This is a genomic window from Glaciimonas sp. Gout2 (assembly GCF_035018905.1).
GTDB lineage: Bacteria > Pseudomonadota > Gammaproteobacteria > Burkholderiales > Burkholderiaceae_D > Glaciimonas.
Genome location: NZ_JASJXA010000015.1, coordinates 57,143 through 75,902, shown reverse-complemented (window position 1 = coordinate 75,902; position 18,760 = coordinate 57,143). Strand labels below are relative to the sequence as shown.

Here is an 18,760-nt window from a genome sequence, read left to right as displayed (position 1 = left end):
TACCGGAGCCTTTATATGGACCAACACCTGAAAGAAACCAGGATTGATAGCGCATTGGCTTACGATGGCAGTTTTCTTAAAGTACAACGCGATGTCGTTGCATTGCCGGATGGACAGAAAACCATACGTGAGTACATAAAGCATCCCGGTGCGGTTGTCGTGTTGCCTTTGTTTGAGGATGGAACTGTTTTGCTGGAGCGGCAATTTCGGTATCCGTTGGACCGCGTATTTATTGAATTTCCGGCCGGTAAAATTGATGCAAATGAAGACCATCTGGAATGTGCGAAGCGCGAGCTACAAGAGGAAACTGGTTATACAGCAACTGAGTGGCATTACGTTTGCACGATTCATAATGCGATTGCCTACGCTGATGAACATTTGGAAATTTTTCTTGCCCGCGGTCTGACCGCTGGTGAACGTCGTCTGGATGATGGCGAATTTCTGGATGTATTTAAAGCACCGCTAGATGAGGTGTTACTGTGGGTTCGCGAGGGGAAAATTACCGATGTTAAAACGGTTATTGGCGCATTTTGGCTAGAGAAAATCGTGGCGGGACAGTGGACTGTATAACGCCATGTGTCCTGTAGATTTCATCCTGTTCGATTTCTAATATTTGAAGCAGTTTGTCACGATGAAGATGCATCTCTGTACTGTCTGCACAACGAGAATCTGCTTCAACAGGATCAAAAAAATAAGAACATGCAAATTCGAGCGTGCGCTGACCCAATATCAGACGCACGTGTTAAATACTTAAGCTTGATTCTTACGACGCGCCATAAAGCCTAACAAACCAAGGCCAGCTAAGATCATGCCGTACGTTTCTGGTTCCGGCACCGGTGACGTGACATTAATGTGCACTGCTGTGCCATTTGTCCCAATCCCAAAGCCGTTTCCTGTACCCAGGCAACCGGTACCGCCGATTTTGGCGGTGTCACCAGCCTGGACGTAAGAAGTTGCCGAAAATACGCCACCACAAGAGGAAGCATTTACGCCAGCGACGATCGCGTTGGCACCGACGCTGATGTAAGTCTTCGCCAGAATGGTGCCGATTACATGCGCGGTGTCGCCGAGGGAAGCATACCCGTTTGTGACGTTCCAGATCACGCTATCGCCGACACCAGGATTTGCCAATACAATGTTTGTCGTACCGCCGAAAGCCAGAATGTCAGCGATATTAAAGACCCAAAATTGATTGGCTTTACCTTGGCCATCCAGAGTTAGGGTAGTACCGGCAGTCGTTGACAGGCTAGGCGCGCTATACACGCCAGGGAGAAGTGTTCTACTAGTCACCATGGTGGCCGCCAGAACTGTCCCCGAGCCCATTTTATCCAAAGCGGTTTGTGCTGCCGTTACTTGATTAGCGGTCGATGTGACCGTATTTTGTATCGACTGTGTAAAAGCTGTCGGATTGATGGGAGACGAAGTTAAATTCGGCGTTGTTACATAACCCGCAGCAGTAATTACGCCGGTGGCTCCTATAGTCCCACCGACTGAACCTGATGCACTAACAGTGGCGGTGCCCCCCGACAGCAAGTTTCCGCTAAGAACAGCATTGGCGCCAACTGTGGTGACGCCACCCGATGTCATATTGCCCGCGACTTTTGCGCTGTCGCCCATTGTCCCTGCGCCGCTAGACTTAAGACTGCCGCCAGTAATGGAACTCTGACCAGTGGTTAACACATCACCTGACCAGATATTGCCGGTGACCTTTGAGGCCGCGCCGCCAGCAGTGTTTGCACCAACAGAAACCTCATTGCCGTAGACGGTTGCGGCAGCACCAATGGTCGATACATCACCAGATAGGACGTTGCCGTAGATAATGGAATTCGCGCCGCTAGTTGCGTAGGTATTTGCAAAGACGGTTAATTTATCTGCGTTTAAATCAAACAATGGACTTACACCAGCATGAGCGGGAGCGTAAACAAGTGTGATTAACAGCGGCAGTGCCAATTTCATCATGTTCATTTGGTTCCTTGGGTTATATGTTTTAAAAGATTGCGTAACGTTAGCTAAATCCGTAAACAAAACTAATGTCAGGCACCGTTGAATCACAACCAAAAACCTATTTTATTTGCTTGGGTCGATGCCCTAGCGAGTCGGTAGTAACGCATCCGCCAATGGCAGCGGTATTGGCTTCAAGATGAACAGTTTCTGCGACAATCGATAAGCGGATATTTTTTACTAACGCCTTTAAATCGGGGGGGGGCATTTTATACACACCAAATTTACTTGAGCCTCAGAAGTCACTATCGCACTCGCAAGAGCAGATTGATCTTTAAAGCTACATAACAAAAATCAAAGAATGCGCAATCGACGAACAGTTTTCATATAAAAGCTCTTTGTGAATTTCTGGAAAGAGCTGTCAATGTGTACTAAAGGCTCCTCGATGATTTTTGTGGAATTGATTATCCCCACAAATTTTTGATACATTACTTCAATATTTATATTGTTTTATAAACACTATAATTTATTTATTGTCACAATAAAAACCCGTCAGTAAGTCGACGAATATCGATATTTGCTGACATTTTGTGGATAATGCGCATTTTTGCCGACTGCAGTGTCGGGCCTTCATGCAATGCATCGCAGTTTATGCGTGTTTTGGAGGATTAGGTGCGTTTAGCGGGTAATTTGAAGCTTGCTCGGGTGGGACCGGACGTTATTGCTCACCTAAGCTAGTGCCGCGATGGAAGCTGACATACAATTGTGGGCGTTGTCGATACCGCATTGTAAATCGCTGGGTATATTCCTCGCTTGTTGCGGTATGGCGAGGTGTTCTGCCGCGAGGCATATTGCGGATTGAAATGAAGTGTCTTGCGGAGGTGCAGAAATTGAATTCTTTAAGATGCGCGCGATAAGATCGTATAGGGGGAAAATCAGACATTTTTCCATTAATCAACTTCAAGCTCACTCTTAAAAAGTCGAGTGAATGTGACTGGGACATGCGGTTAAGCGCCGCATACCGTCAAGAAACTGTGAACCGATTTTAATGCCAAGTGCCACGACATCCGCTCCTTTCGATTTTTTCAGGGGGAGCGAATGTCGCCTATAGAATACCACCTACATATTGGCGTAATTCGGCCCACCACCGCCTTCTGGTGTCACCCAAACGATATTTTGCGTAGGATCTTTGATGTCACAGGTTTTACAATGGACACAATTCTGCGCGTTGATTTGTAGCCGTTCAGTCTTATCCGGGTTGGTGACAAACTCGTACACACCAGCCGGGCAATAGCGCGCTTCCGGCCCCGCATATAGTGCTAGATTGACATTTACCGGCACCGATGCGTCTTTCAACGTCAGATGTGCCGGCTGTTCTTCGGCATGGTTTGTATTCGAAATAAATACCGACGACAGACGGTCAAATGTCAGCTTTCCATCCGGTTTGGGATATTTGATCGGCGCATAGTTTGCCGCCGGTTTCAGACATTCATGGTCGGCATGAGTGTGATGTAAAGTCCATGGCGCTTTGCCGCCGAATACGATTTGGTCGATCCCCACCATTACGCTGCCAAAGTACAGACCTTTACTCATCCAAGGCTTGAAATTACGTGCCTTATGCAATTCAGCATGGAGCCACGATTTTTCGAATGCACTGGCGTAATCGACTAGTTCATCATGTTGGCGCTCAGTGACAATCGCTTCGAAGGCTGCATCAGCTGCCAGCATGCCGGTTTTGATCGCTGCGTGGCTGCCTTTAATGCGGCTAGCGTTAAGGAATCCCGCTTCACAGCCAATTAATGCACCGCCGTTAAACGTCAGCTTCGGCAGGGATTGCAAACCACCAGCAGTGATTGCGCGAGCTCCGTACGACAGACGTTTACCACCGACGAAAAATTTGCTAATTTCAGGGTGTGTTTTGTAGCGCTGGAACTCTTCGTACGGCGACATGTACGGGTTTTCATAGGACAGGCCGACGACATAACCGACTGCGACCTGATTGTTTTCCAAGTGATAGAGGAAAGAACCGCCGTAAGTCTTGGTATCGAGCGGCCACCCGGCAGTATGGATCACCAAGCCTGGCTTGTGCAGCTTTGGATCGATTTCCCACAGTTCTTTAATCCCCAAACCATAAGTTTGCGGATCCTTACCTTTGTTTAAATCGTACTTGGCGATGATTTGTTTGCCAAGACTGCCGCGTGCACCTTCGGCGAACAGCGTGTATTTGGCGTGTAGTTCCATGCCCAGCTGAAACGCCTCGGTCGGTTTACCATCGCGGCCAATGCCCATATTGCCCGTCGCTACGCCTTTAACTGAGCCATCATCGTTATAAAGGACTTCAGCGGCTGGGAAACCAGGAAATATGTCTACGCCGAGTGTTTCTGCCTGCTGACCCATCCAACGCACGACGTTGGCGAGTGAAATGACGTAATTTCCGTGATTCTGAAAACAGGACGGTAACATCCAGTTAGGGGTCTTGAAAGCTTTCGTGGCCGTCAAAAAGAGGAATCTGTCTTCGCTGACTTCCGTGTTCAGTGGCGCACCGAGTTCTTTCCAGTTGGGGATTAACTCAGTTAGTGCTTGCGGGTCCATCACTGCACCAGACAAGATATGGGCGCCGATTTCGCTTCCTTTTTCAAGTACGCAGACCGAAACTTCTTTGCCTTTTTCATTCGCTAACTGCTTTAGCCGAATGGCAGCGGCTAACCCAGCAGGACCGCCTCCCACGACGACGACGTCATATTCCATTGCCTCTCTTGGGCCGTATTGTTCAAGTAAGCTCTGCGGTTGGTTCTCGGTCATTGTCTCTTCACCTATATTTAATTTTCTAACGTTTGTGCTAATTGTCACGGATATTGCGGCAGAATACTAGACTTTGCCATGTGCATGCTGCGTGCAGTATGGCTTGCACGTGCTAATGTTGCATTCCCGCATCAGTCGTAATGCCACGGTTCGCATTCGGTAGTGCCATCGTATGGATCTGTTTTTTTGAAAGAACGTAATGGATAGTGATAAATTAGTTCACCGTAGTCGAATGGCAATTCGCTGGGGCGATATGGATGCATTCGGACATGTGAATAATACGGTGTACTTCAGATACTTAGAGCAGGCTCGGATAGAGTGGTTGGAAACCTTGGGAAGGCCTATTGATCACTTTCAGGGACCGGTTCTGGTGAATGCGCAGTGCAGTTTTTTGCGTCAGCTCAGATATCCTGGCGATATTGAGGTCTATTGCCGCATGGGAACAGTTGGTCGTTCAAGCGTTGAGATGACGTACGAAATCCGCCGGGTTGATTCGCCTGACGTTATCGTTGCAGAGGGATCTTCTAAGTTAGTATGGATTGATTTCAAGCTTGAGAAATCTGTGCCGTTGCCTGACGCCGTGCGTGAAATGTTGACCTGAGAAGCTTATCTCGCTGTGGAGATTGTGCCTGTCGAATATTCGGTATATGCGATTTTCATAGCGGCTTAAGTTGTATGTTGTGCACTCTTACGGAAGGCATTTTCTTGTCTAACTCAGGCGATTGCAGATAAAAACCAAGTCACCATTTGGCATTTACAAGACGATATTTCTTTTAGAAGTACTTTACGATAAAGCACTACCTGTGGCACTGATTAGCGCGCCAATGAAAGAAGCCGGCAGTGTCAGAGTTCCTGAGACATCCCCAGTAGTCTATGCACTAACTCACTTGAAGTCGCTGCGGCAAATTTTTTCATCAGATTTGCGCGATGCATTTCTACGGTACGCGGACTCAAACCGATTTGTTTGCCGATTAATTTACTAGTCTTTCCCTCCACCAACAATGCCGCAATTTCTCGCTCACGCGGTGAAAGCTCTGCTGACGCCTTGCGTTTACTGCTTAAATCTTCAAAAGTCCAGATTCCGGCTGCGTGTGTGTTAGTTGGCACCAAGGTGTGACCAATGACGTGGCACCAAAAAAGTTCGCCGTCTGCTCGACGCATGATGCGCTCATCAGAATATGCCCCTTTTGCATTCATTATTGGTACGATACGTGCTCCAGTGCGTTCAAATTCATCCGGTGAAGGATAAAGAATTTGGAAGGATTGGCCATTCAATTGACCACTTTCGTAGCCGAACATGCTGGTTAACGCGGCATTGCATACTTGCATGACACGATGCCTGGAAACGCACATGCCAATTGGAGCATGGTCAAAAATGACTTGATAATCAATTTCTGGGGAGTCATTCATTGGCAATTATATGAGTACAAGCGGCGCTATATTACACCTGTGTGATCGCGAACGAAGGGAGCGTTTTATGTGATAGTTTGTAGGCGTTGCTGTCATATTTATTCAATGATCCGAAAATTGCAAAGTGTCCGAAGGAAAGGCGCATTGCGTATTTTTACGGTATTGTCGGAACCGACAGATCATCATATGCTATCAGGCGAATTAAAAGCAAAAATAGTCTGAGTTAACTCATAAGGAGATAGCGGTATGAATAAAGTTTATCCTGACGCGATCAGCGCGTTGGCGGGTATTGTGAGTGACGGCCAAACGGTCGCGGTTGGTGGTTTTGGTTTGTGCGGTATTCCTGAGGCCCTCATTGCAGCATTGCGTGATTCTGGCGTTCAAAATCTGACTGCAATTTCGAATAACGCGGGTGTAGACGGTTTTGGCCTCGGTCAACTGTTGACAACCCGTCAAATTAAGAAAATGATTGCATCGTACGTGGGCGAGAATAAAGAGTTCGAGCGGCAGTATTTGGCTGGTGAACTTGAGTTGGAATTCACTCCACAAGGAACGTTAGCGGAGAAGTTGCGTGCCGGCGGCTCGGGTATCCCTGCATTCTTCACCAAAACCGGTGTGGGTACGCTGATCGCCGAAGGCAAGGAAGTACGCGAATTCGACGGTGAAAAATACATCATGGAACGTTCGTTAGTCGCTGACATCTCTCTCGTCAAGGCTTACAAGGCGGATCGTAGCGGTAATCTGGTTTATAACAAAACGGCGCGTAATTTTAATCCAAACGTCGCGATGGCTGGAAAAATCACTGTCGTAGAAGTTGAACATTTGGTCGAAGTTGGTGAAATTGATCCGGATGAAGTGCATACCCCAGGAATTTTTGTCCATCGGATCGTGGTCAATGCGTCCCCGGAAAAGCGGATAGAACAACGCACCGTAAGCAAATAAGTCTCGACGTCTCGTCTTAGGTGCCTGCAAAACGGCAGTCGTACTGAAGGCGAGTAAAAAACAATATAAGATCGGAGAATAAATATGGCATGGACTCGTGATGAAATGGCCGCGCGTGCGGGGCAGGAATTGCAGGATGGCTTTTACGTAAATCTGGGTATCGGCTTGCCGACTTTGGTCGCAAACCACGTACCGCAAAATATGGAAGTCTGGTTACAGTCAGAAAATGGTCTCTTGGGTATTGGCCCTTTTCCTACCGATGACAAGGTCGATGCGGATTTGATCAACGCGGGTAAGCAAACTGTAACTTCTTTACCGGGATCTTCTTTCTTTAGTTCAGCAGACTCGTTTGCCATGATTCGTGGCGGAAAAGTGAACCTTGCTGTTTTAGGGGCTATGCAAGTATCGAAAAGCGGCGATTTGGCGAACTGGATGATTCCAGGAAAAATGGTCAAAGGCATGGGCGGCGCTATGGACCTGGTCGCTGGTGTCAAGCGCGTCGTGGTCCTGATGGAGCACGTGGCTAAGGCTAAAGACGGTTCAACATCCCACAAAATCCTTGATGAATGTAATTTGCCGTTGACTGGTATCGCAGTGGTAAATCGTATCATTACCGATTTGGCCGTACTTGACGTGACGCCGCAGGGCTTAAAAGTGGTTGAATTAGCCACCGGTGTGACAAGAGAAGAGTTGATAGAAAAGACAGGCGCTCTGCTGGATTTCAGCAACTTGCATTAAATCGGTTTCAACGAAAAAAAGCGCCGACACATTGTGTCGGCGCTTTTTTTTGTTCTTTTGCCTGAAATATCATCGGTAGAGCGGCAAATAAACGGGTTTAGGTTGAAGTGCGCCGGGTGAGTTTATCGATAGCATCGGTCATGATTATCCATTAACGCAGCTTTTTTAGTGGAAGCGACGGTAGAATAGAGGGGCTTTCACTTGTCTGCTCAACCGGATGCCGTTTATGACTTCAGCTTTGCACAAGACTGTCCAATGTATTTCCCCTGCAGGTTTGCACGCAATGGCGTATCAGGAATGGGGCGATCCACATAACCCTAACGTATTGCTATGTTTGCATGGTGTGACACGGGTATCTGATGACTTTGATCAGTTGGCACGTAATATGTGCGACACCTATCGCGTCGTATGCCCGGACGTCGTAGGTCGCGGTCGCTCTGGTCGTTTGCGTAATCCCCAATATTATGTCGTGCCACAATATGTCAGCGATATGGTGACTTTATTAGCCAGACTAAATGCTGACACGGTCGATCTGGTCGGCACGTCAATGGGTGGCCTGATTGGTTTGGGTCTGGCATCTTTGCCAGATAATCCTATTCGCAAGCTAGTTCTTAACGATGTTGGTCCCCATCTGAATCCCGACGCGCTTACCCGGATCGCAGCGTATATCGGAGCCGATATGCGGTTTCCCACTTTTGACGCTGGAGCGGCTTATATTAAGTCGATTTCTCTCCCTTTTGGAGAACACACTGACGTCGAGTGGCACAAGTTGGCTGCCGATGTTTTACGTCAAAACGCTGCTGGAGAATGGGTCCGCCATTACGATTTGGGATTAGCCGTCCCGTTTGCGACCTCCACAGCTGATAACTACAAGGCCGCCGAAGTGATGTTGTGGGCTGCGTATGATGCCATTCAATGTCCAACATTATTAATACGTGGCGACCAGTCAGATTTGCTATCGCATGAAGTCGCATTGTCGATGACCCAGCGTGGCCCTAAGGCGAAACTAGTCGAATTTGCTGGTGTAGGACACGCGCCAACGTTGCTGCATGCAGATCAAATTGCGGTTATAAGCGACTTTCTGTTCGGACAAGAGGCATAGTACTCGCCAGCGGCGAGATATTAATGGGCTTGCCAAGATAGTGAGCAGCCAAAAAAATAACATCACGATCGGTTTTCGATTGTCGGTTATCACCGGTGCGTTGCTTCGCATTGCCGGGAAAATTGCTTTTGGATGGCTTTGATGGTCTTGATAAGTAGTTAAAATAGAATTATTTCTAGTATGAAGGAGACACTATGAGTATCACGCGTTTGCATGTAGGAAAAAGATTGTCAGAAGTTGCGATCCACAACGGCACCATTTATCTTGCTGGTCAGTTGGCCGAGGATGTAAGTCAGAATATCGAAGCACAAACACGGGAAACGTTAGGTCACATTGACCGTTTGCTCGCTGAGGCTGGCAGCGATAAAGAGCACATTCTTTCTTGCCAGATTTATCTCGCAGACATTAAAGATTTCGCTGGCATGAATTCGGCATGGGACGCATGGGTCGCAGCGGGAAATTCACCGCCCCGTGCTACCGTTGAAGCCAAACTGGCACGACCAGAAATCCTGGTCGAAATCGTTATTGTTGCCGCACAAAAGTAGATAGCCGATGGTCGCCTTAACTTCAACCCAAGATGCCGATCAAGTGCAACTTTGCACTGGTTTAAGTGCGGACGATAGCGTACGCGTACTAGACGCGTTAGCGTTCGTCGAGCCATGGTATAAGGGTAAGACAGTCGCGACCGGGCAAACTGCGCTCGAATTTTCGCTAGGCGTGGCCAATGTATTGGCATTGCTCAACACCGATGTTGAAACGCGTATCGCCGGGCTGCTATTCGAACTGCCCTTAATTGATCCTGCCAATTTGGCGATGATTGAGCCGCAATTCGGTAAAGAAATTAGCGAGTTGGTCGTCGGCGTTCGACAATTAATGCGGCTGCACGGTTTTACTTTTGCATTGCCGCAAGAAGTAATGCGAGGGAAAAACGCTGCGCAGCAAGCTGCTACGCAAGTAGAGACATTGCGCAAAATGTTATTGGCAATGGCGAGTGACATGCGCGTTGTGTTAGTGCGGTTGGCGTCTAGGCTGGTGGGATTACGTTTTTTTGCCGAGCAAAAATTAGAGAATGCGCTCACCAGTCAATATGCGCGTGAAACGCTTGATTTGTACGCCCCGCTGGCGAATCGGCTTGGTATCTGGCAATTAAAATGGGAACTGGAAGACCTCTCATTTCGCTTCATTGATCCGACAACCTATAAACGTATCGCCAAGATGTTGGAAGAGCGGCGGATCGAGCGGGAAGGCTTCGTTGAAGTCGCTATTGCGCGTTTGCGAAGTGAGCTGGCGGACGCTGGCATTAAAGCAGAAGTATCCGGGCGACCTAAACATATTTTTAGTATCTGGCACAAAATGCGCGGCAAGGAGCTCGACTTTTCCGAGCTTTACGACGTCCGTGCGTTTCGGGTGATTGTCGAAGACGTCAAGACCTGTTACACCGTCCTGGGTATCGTTCACAATATATGGGTACCAATTTCTAAAGAGTTCGACGATTATATTTCTCGTCCCAAGCAAAACGGTTATCAATCGCTGCACACCGTCGTGATGGCTGAGGACGAGCGCGCATTGGAAGTGCAGATTCGTACCAACGATATGCATCACTTTGCCGAATATGGCGTTGCGGCGCACTGGCGCTACAAAGAAGCAGGCGGCTCGAATTTTTCAGCACAGAAATACGATGAAAAAATTGCCTGGCTGCGACAATTGCTAGCTTGGAAAAGCGAAGTCGCTGATGCCGTTGTTGAGCACGAAGACAGCCGTCGCGAATGGCTGGAAAAATTAAAATCCGCTACGTTAGATGAGCATATTTATATACTCACACCGCAAGCACGCGTGATTGAATTGCCCAACGGCGCGACGCCGATCGACTTTGCTTATCACCTGCATACCGATGTTGGTCATCATTGTCGCGGTGCACGCGTCGATGGTGTGATGGTGCCCTTAAACACGGTGCTCAAAAATGGGCAAACCGTTGAAATCATTACCGCCAAAAGTGGGGCTGGCAACGCCGGCCCATCGCGTGATTGGCTCACCCCAGGTTATGCGACCAGCTCCCGGACCCGTTCCAAGGTGCGTGCGTGGTTCAATGCGATTGAACAACAAGAGACGCTATCTACCGGTCGGGCATTGCTTGATAAAACATTGCAAAGGGAAGGCAAAACAGCTGTCAATCTGGAAGAATTAGCACGTAAGTTAGGCTTTTCCAAACTGGAAGAATTGGTACTGGCGCTCGCTAAGGACGAGTTTAGTTTGCGTCACGTCGAGCAAGGATTGCGCGAAGAGGAAAGCATCAAGCCTGCGACTGCTGATATTCAGCAGGAAGAAGCCGCGATTACACGCAAAAGTCGCGCCTCAAGTGTCGATCATGGCGGCAAGACCGGTGTGTTGGTGGTGGGAACAGACGGCTTAATGACGCAGTTGGCCAAATGTTGCAAACCAGCCCCGCCAGATCCTATCGTCGGCTTTGTCACGCGTGGAAAAGGTGTTTCCATCCATCGGGAAAACTGCAAGAATTTTTCTGAAATGCGTGCAAAAGCACCAGAGCGCGTCATTCAAACTACGTGGGGCGCGCCAGCTGTTGAGACGGTGTATCCGGTCGATATTTTTGTGCTGGCCAGTGATCGCCAAGGTCTGTTGCGTGATATTTCGGAAATTTTCTTGCGCGAGAAAATCAATGTAATCGGCGTCAGTACCCAAAGTGCCAAAGCCCATGCGAGAATGGCATTCACTGCTGAAATTGCCTCAACGGCGCAATTGCAAAAAGCGTTAATGGTGATTCGCGAAGTAAAAGGCGTACTAGAAGCGAAGCGCCAATAACGCTTCGCTTTCCGGTTCGATACGGCACTTTCGTCAGCACATAATGTGTGCGATAATTTATATTATCGGTGGTCAATCAATGCAATGTTGATCCAATGACACCGATCGACAGATCGCCAAATGGAAGGTTAGCTCAGGGGTAGAGCATCGCACTCACACTGCGAGGGTCGCAAGTTCGAAACTTGCACTTTCCACCAAAATTTCCATAACATCGCTAAGAGCTATATATACCGTAATGGCGATTGAATTTGCGGAGCATTTTTACGTGTTGGATTCGATTTACCCCAGTGGTTTCAAACATTCGCCTTGGTCATTTGCTACGGTTAATTGATCTCATTGCTGTTGGGCCTTGCGAATATCTCGATACGACACTCAGACCGGCGTTTGTGTGTGAGCCTGAACGCCGATAAGGGCCATCAACTCTTCGAGTGCATGAAAAATACGCGTGTGTCGCTCAATATAAATAGGAGTGAATCGCATGCGAGAGATGTGTTGAAGCAGTTAGGACGACCAAGACCCCTAGCGTCGGCGTTAATGCAAGATGAACGCACAACATGCAAGCGCCTGAGATTTACAGCGTTTCCTTCACGTGTGGAATGTTTTCTGCCTCATAGATATCGTAGATGAGGCGCAACAATTGACCCAGTTCTTCTGACTGATCCGCCCTCCGTACACTGAAGATAATGGGAGACGTGGTGTTCTTTTCCTCCAGTTCCCTGTAACTGATATCTTCTCGCTTCATTCCTTGCAAGCTGGCTGGGACGATAGCGATGCCTTGCCCGGCTGCGACCAGACCGATTGCAATCTGCAGCTCCCTGACCTCGATGATCTTTTCGAGCTTGATCGCGCGGTCGCTGAAAGCTGATAGTACCTGGTCAGCAAAACTGGGACGGGGTGCTTTCGGAAATATAATCAAAGTTTCAGCGATTAACTCTTTGAGCCTTAGCGCTGTCCCCGGCGCGGCAAGGGAGTGGCCTGTAGGCAATGCTACGATTAATCGCTCCTCTCGTAACACGATGCGGCGCACATCCGGATCTTCCGAGCGGATACGCCCGAACCCGACGTCAATACTGCCATCCTTGAGGGCCTTGATTTGTTGCATGGTGGTCATTTCATGCAGGTTAATCTCGACCGCACTGTACTCCGAACGGAAGCGACGGATGATTTTTGGCAACAATCCGTACAGTGTGGAGGCAACAAATCCGATCGACAGCGTCCTTTCAATTTTCCCCACACGCTGGGTCATAGATTTCAAATCTGCTGCCTTGCCCAGCAATTGCTGCGCATGCGCGTAAAAAAATCGGCCAGCCTCAGTCAGTTGGAGCGGTCGCGACCCTCTTTCAAACAAACAAACCTCTAACTCTTCTTCCAGTTGCTGTATCTGGCGACTCAACGGCGGTTGGGCAATAAATAGCCGCTTGGCTGCTCGTGTGAAGTTTTTCTCCTCCGCAACGGCCACGAAGTAGCGTAAGTGACGCAATTCCATCTTTATACCCAAAAAGTATTGAAATGATAGCTAATCGGTGTTGGACGCCCCCGTTTTGCTCGTCTAACCTCCTGTTATTCGTTTAATTATACAAATAAAATATGATCAAAACTATAGAAACTATTCTGGTCGATGTTCCGACCATACGTCCTCATCAATTATCGGTAGCGACCATGCACGCGCAAACGCTGGTGCTGGTGCGGGTGGTATGTGCGGATGGATTCGAAGGTTGGGGTGAGGCCACCACTATCGGCGGCTTGAGTTACGGCGAAGAAAGTCCTGAGAGTATCAAGACGAATATCGATACCCATATCGCGCCGTTGCTGATCGGCATGGATGCCAGCCAGGTGGGCAAGGCGATGGCAAAAATACGTAAAATTATTCAAGGCAACCGGTTTGCCAAATGTGCCATCGAAACGGCGTTGCTCGATGCGCAGGCGCGCCGTCTGGGTATTCCGTTGAGTGAATTATTGGGCGGCCGGGTACGCGATGCGTTACCTGTGGCATGGACGCTGGCCAGCGGCGATACCACCAAAGACATTGCCGAAGCAGAAAAAATGCTGGCGCTGCGCCGACATCGAATTTTTAAACTGAAAATTGGTTCGCGCTCAGTGGCAGACGATGTGGCGCATGTGCTGACCATCAAAAAGGCCCTGGGTGCTGATGTCAGCGTGCGGGTCGATGTGAATCAGGCCTGGAGCGAACTGGAGGCCGTCAATGGTATCGCTGCGCTTGAGGCCGGTGGTATCGATTTAATCGAACAGCCGATCCGTGCAGAAAATAAAGCAGGTCTGGCGCGTCTGGCCAACCGCTTTTCCGTAGCAGTGATGGCCGATGAGGCATTGCATGGGCCGTTAGACGCTTTTGATCTGGCTACGAACGCCGGGGCCGATGTGTTCGCTGTCAAGATCACGCAATCCGGTGGATTGATCCCGGCGATTCAGGTCGCTACCGTCGCGCAACTGGCCGGAATCGGTTTGTACGGTGGCACCATGCTCGAAGGGGGTATCGGCACCGCAGCCTCAGCGCATGTGTTTTCGACGTTTAGCAATCTGTCTTACGGTACCGAGCTGTTCGGGCCACTGCTCTTGACCGAAGAAGTGTTGTGCGAACCACTGATCTACAAGGACTTCATGCTGCAGGTCCCTGACAAGCTAGGTCTGGGCGTTGAAATCGACCGTGAAAAATTACAGTTCATGCGTCGTAAATAATAGCGCTCATAGCGCTGCTGACTTCATTATAAAAACCAGGAGAACACCATGTTGTTTCACGTACGTATGGACGTTAACTTGCCTCAGGCTATGCCAGAGAACCAGGCAACCGCATTAAAAAAAACCGAAAAAGAAATGTCAGAGGTATTGCAGGAAAGTGGCAAGTGGCGGCATCTGTGGAGGATAGCGGGTCAATACGCCAACATCAGCGTATTCGATGTCAGCAGCGTTGATGAACTGCATACTCTGATTTCTACTTTGCCATTATTTCCTTACATGCAGATCCAGATCATGCCGATGTGCCGTCATCCTTCCTCTATCCGGGACAACGACGCATGAATAAGGCATGCCCGGTTCGCGCACCTGCACTACCCATTTTGTTTCACCCCTTCCCGTAAAAATACATTTTAGGAGACAAACATGACACATACCGAAATCGACACACTGGTAAAAAGCTGGATCATCGATTCTGCTATCCGTCCAGCCAATCCGCGTGTGCAGCAAATCGTATTGCGCGTAGTCGGTGATTTGTGCAAGACGATTGAAGATCTGGATATACAAGCGAGTGAATTCTGGAAAGGCCTTGAGTATCTGACTGTCGCAGGCGCCAATAATGAACTCGGTTTGATTGCACCGGGCCTGGGCCTGGAACGATTTTTTGATATCCGTGCTGATGCAGCCGAAGCCAAAGCCGGGCTCACTGGCGGCACACCACGCACGATCGAAGGTCCTTTGTACGTCGCAGGTGCGCCGGAATATAGCGGATTTGCCCGTCTTGATGAAGATGTGGCAAGCGACGAAGCAGAAGTCCTGTTTATGCAGGGCACGGTATTTGATGCGCATGGCAAACCGATGCCAGGTGCCAAGGTTGAGGTCTGGCATGCCAATCTGATGGGGAATTATTCGTTCTTTGATCCTAGCCAGTCGGCCTTCAATCTGCGTCGCACCATCATTGCCGACGCCAACGGGCGTTATCAGTTCCGCAGCATCATCCCGGTCGGTTATGGCTGTCCACCAAGTGGTTCGACCCAGCAATTACTTGATCTGCTCGGTCGTCACGGTCGTCGTCCTGCGCATATTCATTTCTTCATCACGGGCGCAGGGCATCGCAAGCTGACCACGCAAATCAATATCGATGGTGATGAATACCTGTGGGATGACTTTGCCTTCGCCAGTCGCGAAGGGCTGGTACCTGCCATCCACAAAATTACTGACGAAAAAGAACTGGCTGCCAAAGAATTAAGCCATCCGTTCTCGTCGATTGATTTCGATTTTCATCTGTACTCAGAAACGCCTGCTGCGCCGACTACTGAAGTCGATCGCATCCGGGCTGCTGCGTAATAAAAAAACGGGCAGTGTGGATATCCTTTTCCACTGCCCCTTTCTTAAACAGAAGGAACCCATCATGATCCCCATTTATCCTGACAACACGCCCAAGCTCAAAAACCTCGACCACTATCTGATTGAAGATCAGGAGAAGGGCGACTATCGCTTGCACCGTAGCGCCTTTACCGACGATGCTTTATTTGAACTTGAAATGAAGCATATTTTTGAAGGTAACTGGATTTACCTGGCCCACGAGAGCCAGGTTCAAAACAATAATGACTACTACACCACCCATATTGGTCGGCAACCGATCTTTATTGCGCGGAATCGTCAGGGCGAATTGAATGCGTTCATTAATGCTTGCAGCCACCGGGGGGCGCAATTGTGCCGCCACAAGCGCGGTAACAAAGCGACCTATACCTGCCCGTTTCATGGCTGGACCTTCAATAACAGCGGCAAGTTGCTCAAAGTAAAAGACCCTGAAGAAGCCGGTTATCCGGAATGCTTCAACAAGGAAGGCTCGCACGACTTGAAGAAAGTCGCACGCTTTGAAAACTATAAAGGCTTTCTGTTTGGCAGCGTCAATGAAAACATACTGCCGCTGACTGAGTTTCTGGGTGAAGCTGGCAAGATCATCGACATGATCGTCAATCAGTCTACAGATGGCCTCGAAGTATTGCGCGGTGCTTCCACCTATACCTTCGACGGCAACTGGAAGCTGCAGGCAGAAAATGGTGCCGATGGTTATCACGTTTCGGCCGTGCACTGGAACTATGCTGCGACGACAAATCGCCGCAAGGAAGCAGATGCCACGCGTACCGATAATGTGCGCGCCATGGATGCTGGCAAGTGGGGCAAGCAGGGCGGTGGGTTTTATGCGTTTGAACATGGGCATCTGGTTCTGTGGTCGAAATGGGCTAATCCCCAAGACCGTCCCAACTACCCGCGCCGCGACGAATTTGCCAAAAACTTCGGGCCTGCCACAGCAGACTGGATGATAGAACGCTCGCGCAACCTGTGCCTGTATCCGAACGTCTACCTGATGGATCAGTTCGGCTCGCAAATTCGGGTGTTACGTCCGATTTCAGTGAATAAAACCGAAGTCACGATTTATTGCATCGCTCCCAAAGGAGAATCCGACGAGGCCCGCGCCCATCGGATTCGTCAATACGAAGATTTCTTTAATGTCAGCGGCATGGCCACACCAGACGACCTGGAAGAATTCCGCGCTTGCCAGCAAGGCTACGCAGGGATTGCCGCGCCATGGAACGATATGTGTCGTGGCTCGCAACACTGGGTGGAAGGCGCCGATGAAGCCGCTAAAGAACTCGGTTTGAAGCCATTGATGAGCGGTGTCAAAACCGAAGATGAAGGCTTGTACACGATACAGCATCGCTATTGGCTAGACGTCATGAAGAAAGCCTTGCTGGAAGAAGGAGCTCATGCATGAAAACCATTGGCATGACTGACATCAGCAGCTTTTTATACTATGAAAGCCGGTTGCTCGATGATGAACAATGGGACGAGTGGCTCGATTGCTACCACCTCGATGCGCAATTCTGGATGCCGTCATGGGATGACGACGATAAGCTGGTGACCGATCCGCAGCGCGAAATTTCCCTAATCTTTTATCCCAACCGGCAAGGTCTGGAAGATCGGGTATTTCGGATCAAGACCGAGCGCTCCAGCGCCACCATGCCAGATACGCGCACCTGCCATAACATCGCTAACGTTGAGCTCGAAAGCCGCGACGGTGATGTGTGTACCGTGCGCTTCAACTGGCAAACGCTGAGCCACCGTTACAAAACCAATTACAGCTATTTCGGCATGTCGCGCTATATGATTGATTTCTCAGGCGAGCATCCGATCATAGTCAACAAATACGTGGTATTGAAAAACGATTACATCAATCAGGTGATTGACGTTTACCACATTTAAAACAGCATACTTAGGAGACAAGGCGATGAGCTACAACATTGCGCTGCAATTCGAAGACGGCATCACCCGCTTTATTGCTTGTAACGAAAGCGAAAAGCTGTCGGATGCCGCTTATCGTCAGAAAATCAATATCCCACTCGACTGCCGCGATGGCGCTTGCGGTACCTGCCGCGGCTTTTGTGAGTCAGGAAAATATGCGATGCCGGAGTCGAGTTATATCGAAGATGCACTTGATGCCAAGGATGCGGCAGCAGGCTTTATCCTGGCGTGCCAGATGCGCCCGACCTCCGATTGCGTGATCCAGATCCCAGCCACCTCCGTGGCCTGCAAGACTGCCGTTTCGCGCCACGCTGGTAGCGTCGGTTCAGTACAGCATTTTTCTGATTCGACGATACAATTTTCGATCAATCTGGAAAATCAGACTGGCCTCGATTTTCTGCCGGGTCAATATGTGAATCTGGAGATTCCAGGCACCAGCCTGACACGCTCGTATTCGTTCAGTTCGCCGCCTGGCGCAGCACAAGCCGAATTCGTCGTACGCAACGTGCCGAATGGAAAAATGAGCGAATTTCTGGCGAAAGAAGCACAACCGGGTCAGCCGATCGCTTTTTCTGGTCCCTACGGCAGTTTTTATTTGCGTGCAGTAGCCCGGCCAGTATTGTTTCTTGCTGGCGGCACCGGCATCGCTCCATTTCTGTCGATGTTGGAGGTACTCGCCGCTGACGGCTTTAAGCAACCGGTACGGATGGTGTTTGGTGTTACCAACGATACCGATCTGGTTGCACTCGAACAACTTGATCGGATCGCTGCCAAGCACCCGCAATTTGAATACCGCACTTGCGTCGCCGTAGCAGAAAGCCAGCATGCGCGCAAAGGCTACGTCACCGGGCATGTCGCGGCTGAATGGCTCAATGATGGCGACGTCGATATCTACCTGTGCGGACCGGTCGCGATGGTGGATGCCGTCAGAACCTGGTTAGACCAGATCGGTATAAAGCCAGCCAGTTTTCATTTTGAAAAATTCTCAGCCAGCAGCGGAGTGTGAGC

Annotated in this window: 16 protein-coding genes, 1 tRNA gene and 2 pseudogenes; 14 read left to right on the top strand and 5 right to left on the bottom strand. The window is 49.4% G+C overall.

Features of this window, described 5'->3' with window-relative positions:
• Positions 1 to 15 precede the first annotated feature (15 nt).
• A complete protein-coding gene (locus QN379_RS12475) occupies positions 16 to 570 on the top strand; it encodes an NUDIX hydrolase (RefSeq protein WP_323506759.1) in 555 nt (184 codons plus the stop codon).
• Between the two features lie 180 nt (positions 571 to 750).
• On the opposite strand, the pseudogene QN379_RS23705 reads toward QN379_RS12475, so the two are convergent.
• The 3 genes and pseudogenes from QN379_RS23705 to QN379_RS12465 form a co-directional block, all read right to left on the bottom strand.
• Positions 751 to 846, bottom strand: a pseudogene (locus QN379_RS23705) (FxDxF family PEP-CTERM protein); the annotation flags it as partial.
• Positions 847 to 999: 153 nt separating this feature from the next.
• A pseudogene (locus tag QN379_RS23700) lies at positions 1,000 to 1,587 on the bottom strand (ice-binding family protein); the annotation flags it as partial.
• Positions 1,588 to 3,060: 1,473 nt separating this feature from the next.
• Positions 3,061 to 4,743 (bottom strand): electron transfer flavoprotein-ubiquinone oxidoreductase, encoded by a 1,683-nt coding sequence (locus tag QN379_RS12465; protein ID WP_322232361.1) that lies wholly within the window; start codon positions 4,741 to 4,743, stop codon positions 3,061 to 3,063.
• Positions 4,744 to 4,942: 199 nt separating this feature from the next.
• Between QN379_RS12465 and QN379_RS12460 the strand changes: the two genes are divergently transcribed.
• The gene (locus tag QN379_RS12460; RefSeq protein ID WP_322232360.1) at positions 4,943 to 5,344 is read left to right on the top strand and encodes a thioesterase family protein; all 402 of its coding nucleotides are present in this window, start codon (positions 4,943 to 4,945) and stop codon (positions 5,342 to 5,344) included.
• Positions 5,345 to 5,586: 242 nt separating this feature from the next.
• Here QN379_RS12460 and QN379_RS12455 read toward each other — a convergent pair whose 3' ends face one another.
• Positions 5,587 to 6,153, bottom strand: a complete 567-nt coding sequence (locus tag QN379_RS12455) for a PAS and helix-turn-helix domain-containing protein (protein ID WP_322232359.1) — start codon at positions 6,151 to 6,153, stop codon at positions 5,587 to 5,589.
• Positions 6,154 to 6,399: 246 nt separating this feature from the next.
• Here QN379_RS12455 and QN379_RS12450 point away from each other — a divergent pair, with 246 nt between their 5' ends.
• From QN379_RS12450 to QN379_RS12425, 6 genes are all read left to right on the top strand, one after another.
• The gene (locus QN379_RS12450) at positions 6,400 to 7,095 is read left to right on the top strand and encodes a CoA transferase subunit A (RefSeq protein WP_322232358.1); all 696 of its coding nucleotides are present in this window, start codon (positions 6,400 to 6,402) and stop codon (positions 7,093 to 7,095) included.
• A gap of 84 nt (positions 7,096 to 7,179) precedes the next feature.
• Positions 7,180 to 7,833 (top strand): 3-oxoacid CoA-transferase subunit B, encoded by a 654-nt coding sequence (locus QN379_RS12445; RefSeq protein WP_322232357.1) that lies wholly within the window; start codon positions 7,180 to 7,182, stop codon positions 7,831 to 7,833.
• A gap of 226 nt (positions 7,834 to 8,059) precedes the next feature.
• On the top strand, positions 8,060 to 8,935 hold the full coding sequence (locus tag QN379_RS12440) for an alpha/beta hydrolase (protein WP_322232356.1): 876 nt from the start codon (positions 8,060 to 8,062) through the stop codon (positions 8,933 to 8,935).
• A 194-nt stretch (positions 8,936 to 9,129) separates the two neighbouring features.
• Positions 9,130 to 9,480: a RidA family protein gene (locus QN379_RS12435; RefSeq protein ID WP_322232355.1), complete on the top strand. Its 351-nt coding sequence runs from the start codon at positions 9,130 to 9,132 to the stop codon at positions 9,478 to 9,480.
• Between the two features lie 7 nt (positions 9,481 to 9,487).
• Positions 9,488 to 11,752 carry a bifunctional (p)ppGpp synthetase/guanosine-3',5'-bis(diphosphate) 3'-pyrophosphohydrolase gene (locus QN379_RS12430; RefSeq protein ID WP_322232354.1) on the top strand — a complete coding sequence of 755 codons (2,265 nt, stop codon included), beginning with the start codon at positions 9,488 to 9,490 and terminating at the stop codon, positions 11,750 to 11,752.
• A gap of 122 nt (positions 11,753 to 11,874) precedes the next feature.
• Positions 11,875 to 11,949: transfer RNA gene (locus QN379_RS12425), tRNA-Val, on the top strand.
• Between the two features lie 374 nt (positions 11,950 to 12,323).
• On the opposite strand, the gene QN379_RS12420 is transcribed toward QN379_RS12425, so the two are convergent.
• Complete coding sequence (locus tag QN379_RS12420) at positions 12,324 to 13,238, bottom strand: LysR family transcriptional regulator (protein ID WP_322232353.1); 915 nt, start codon at positions 13,236 to 13,238, stop codon at positions 12,324 to 12,326.
• 101 nt (positions 13,239 to 13,339) lie between these two features.
• On the opposite strand from QN379_RS12420, the gene QN379_RS12415 reads away from it, so the two are divergent.
• From QN379_RS12415 to benC, 6 genes are all read left to right on the top strand, one after another.
• Complete coding sequence (locus QN379_RS12415; protein WP_322232352.1) at positions 13,340 to 14,449, top strand: muconate/chloromuconate family cycloisomerase; 1,110 nt, start codon at positions 13,340 to 13,342, stop codon at positions 14,447 to 14,449.
• 48 nt (positions 14,450 to 14,497) lie between these two features.
• Positions 14,498 to 14,788 (top strand): muconolactone Delta-isomerase, encoded by a 291-nt coding sequence (gene catC / locus QN379_RS12410; RefSeq protein ID WP_322232351.1) that lies wholly within the window; start codon positions 14,498 to 14,500, stop codon positions 14,786 to 14,788.
• Between the two features lie 81 nt (positions 14,789 to 14,869).
• Positions 14,870 to 15,790, top strand: coding sequence for a catechol 1,2-dioxygenase (gene catA, locus QN379_RS12405; protein WP_323506758.1), 921 nt, complete (start codon positions 14,870 to 14,872; stop codon positions 15,788 to 15,790).
• Between the two features lie 64 nt (positions 15,791 to 15,854).
• Positions 15,855 to 17,225, top strand: coding sequence for a benzoate 1,2-dioxygenase large subunit (gene benA / locus QN379_RS12400; RefSeq protein WP_322232349.1), 1,371 nt, complete (start codon positions 15,855 to 15,857; stop codon positions 17,223 to 17,225).
• On the top strand, positions 17,222 to 17,713 hold the full coding sequence (gene benB, locus QN379_RS12395) for a benzoate 1,2-dioxygenase small subunit (RefSeq protein ID WP_322232348.1): 492 nt from the start codon (positions 17,222 to 17,224) through the stop codon (positions 17,711 to 17,713). The genes benA and benB overlap by 4 nt, the downstream gene beginning before the upstream one ends.
• Before the next feature lie 25 nt (positions 17,714 to 17,738).
• Complete coding sequence (gene benC, locus QN379_RS12390; protein ID WP_322232347.1) at positions 17,739 to 18,758, top strand: benzoate 1,2-dioxygenase electron transfer component BenC; 1,020 nt, start codon at positions 17,739 to 17,741, stop codon at positions 18,756 to 18,758.
• Positions 18,759 to 18,760 lie beyond the last annotated feature (2 nt).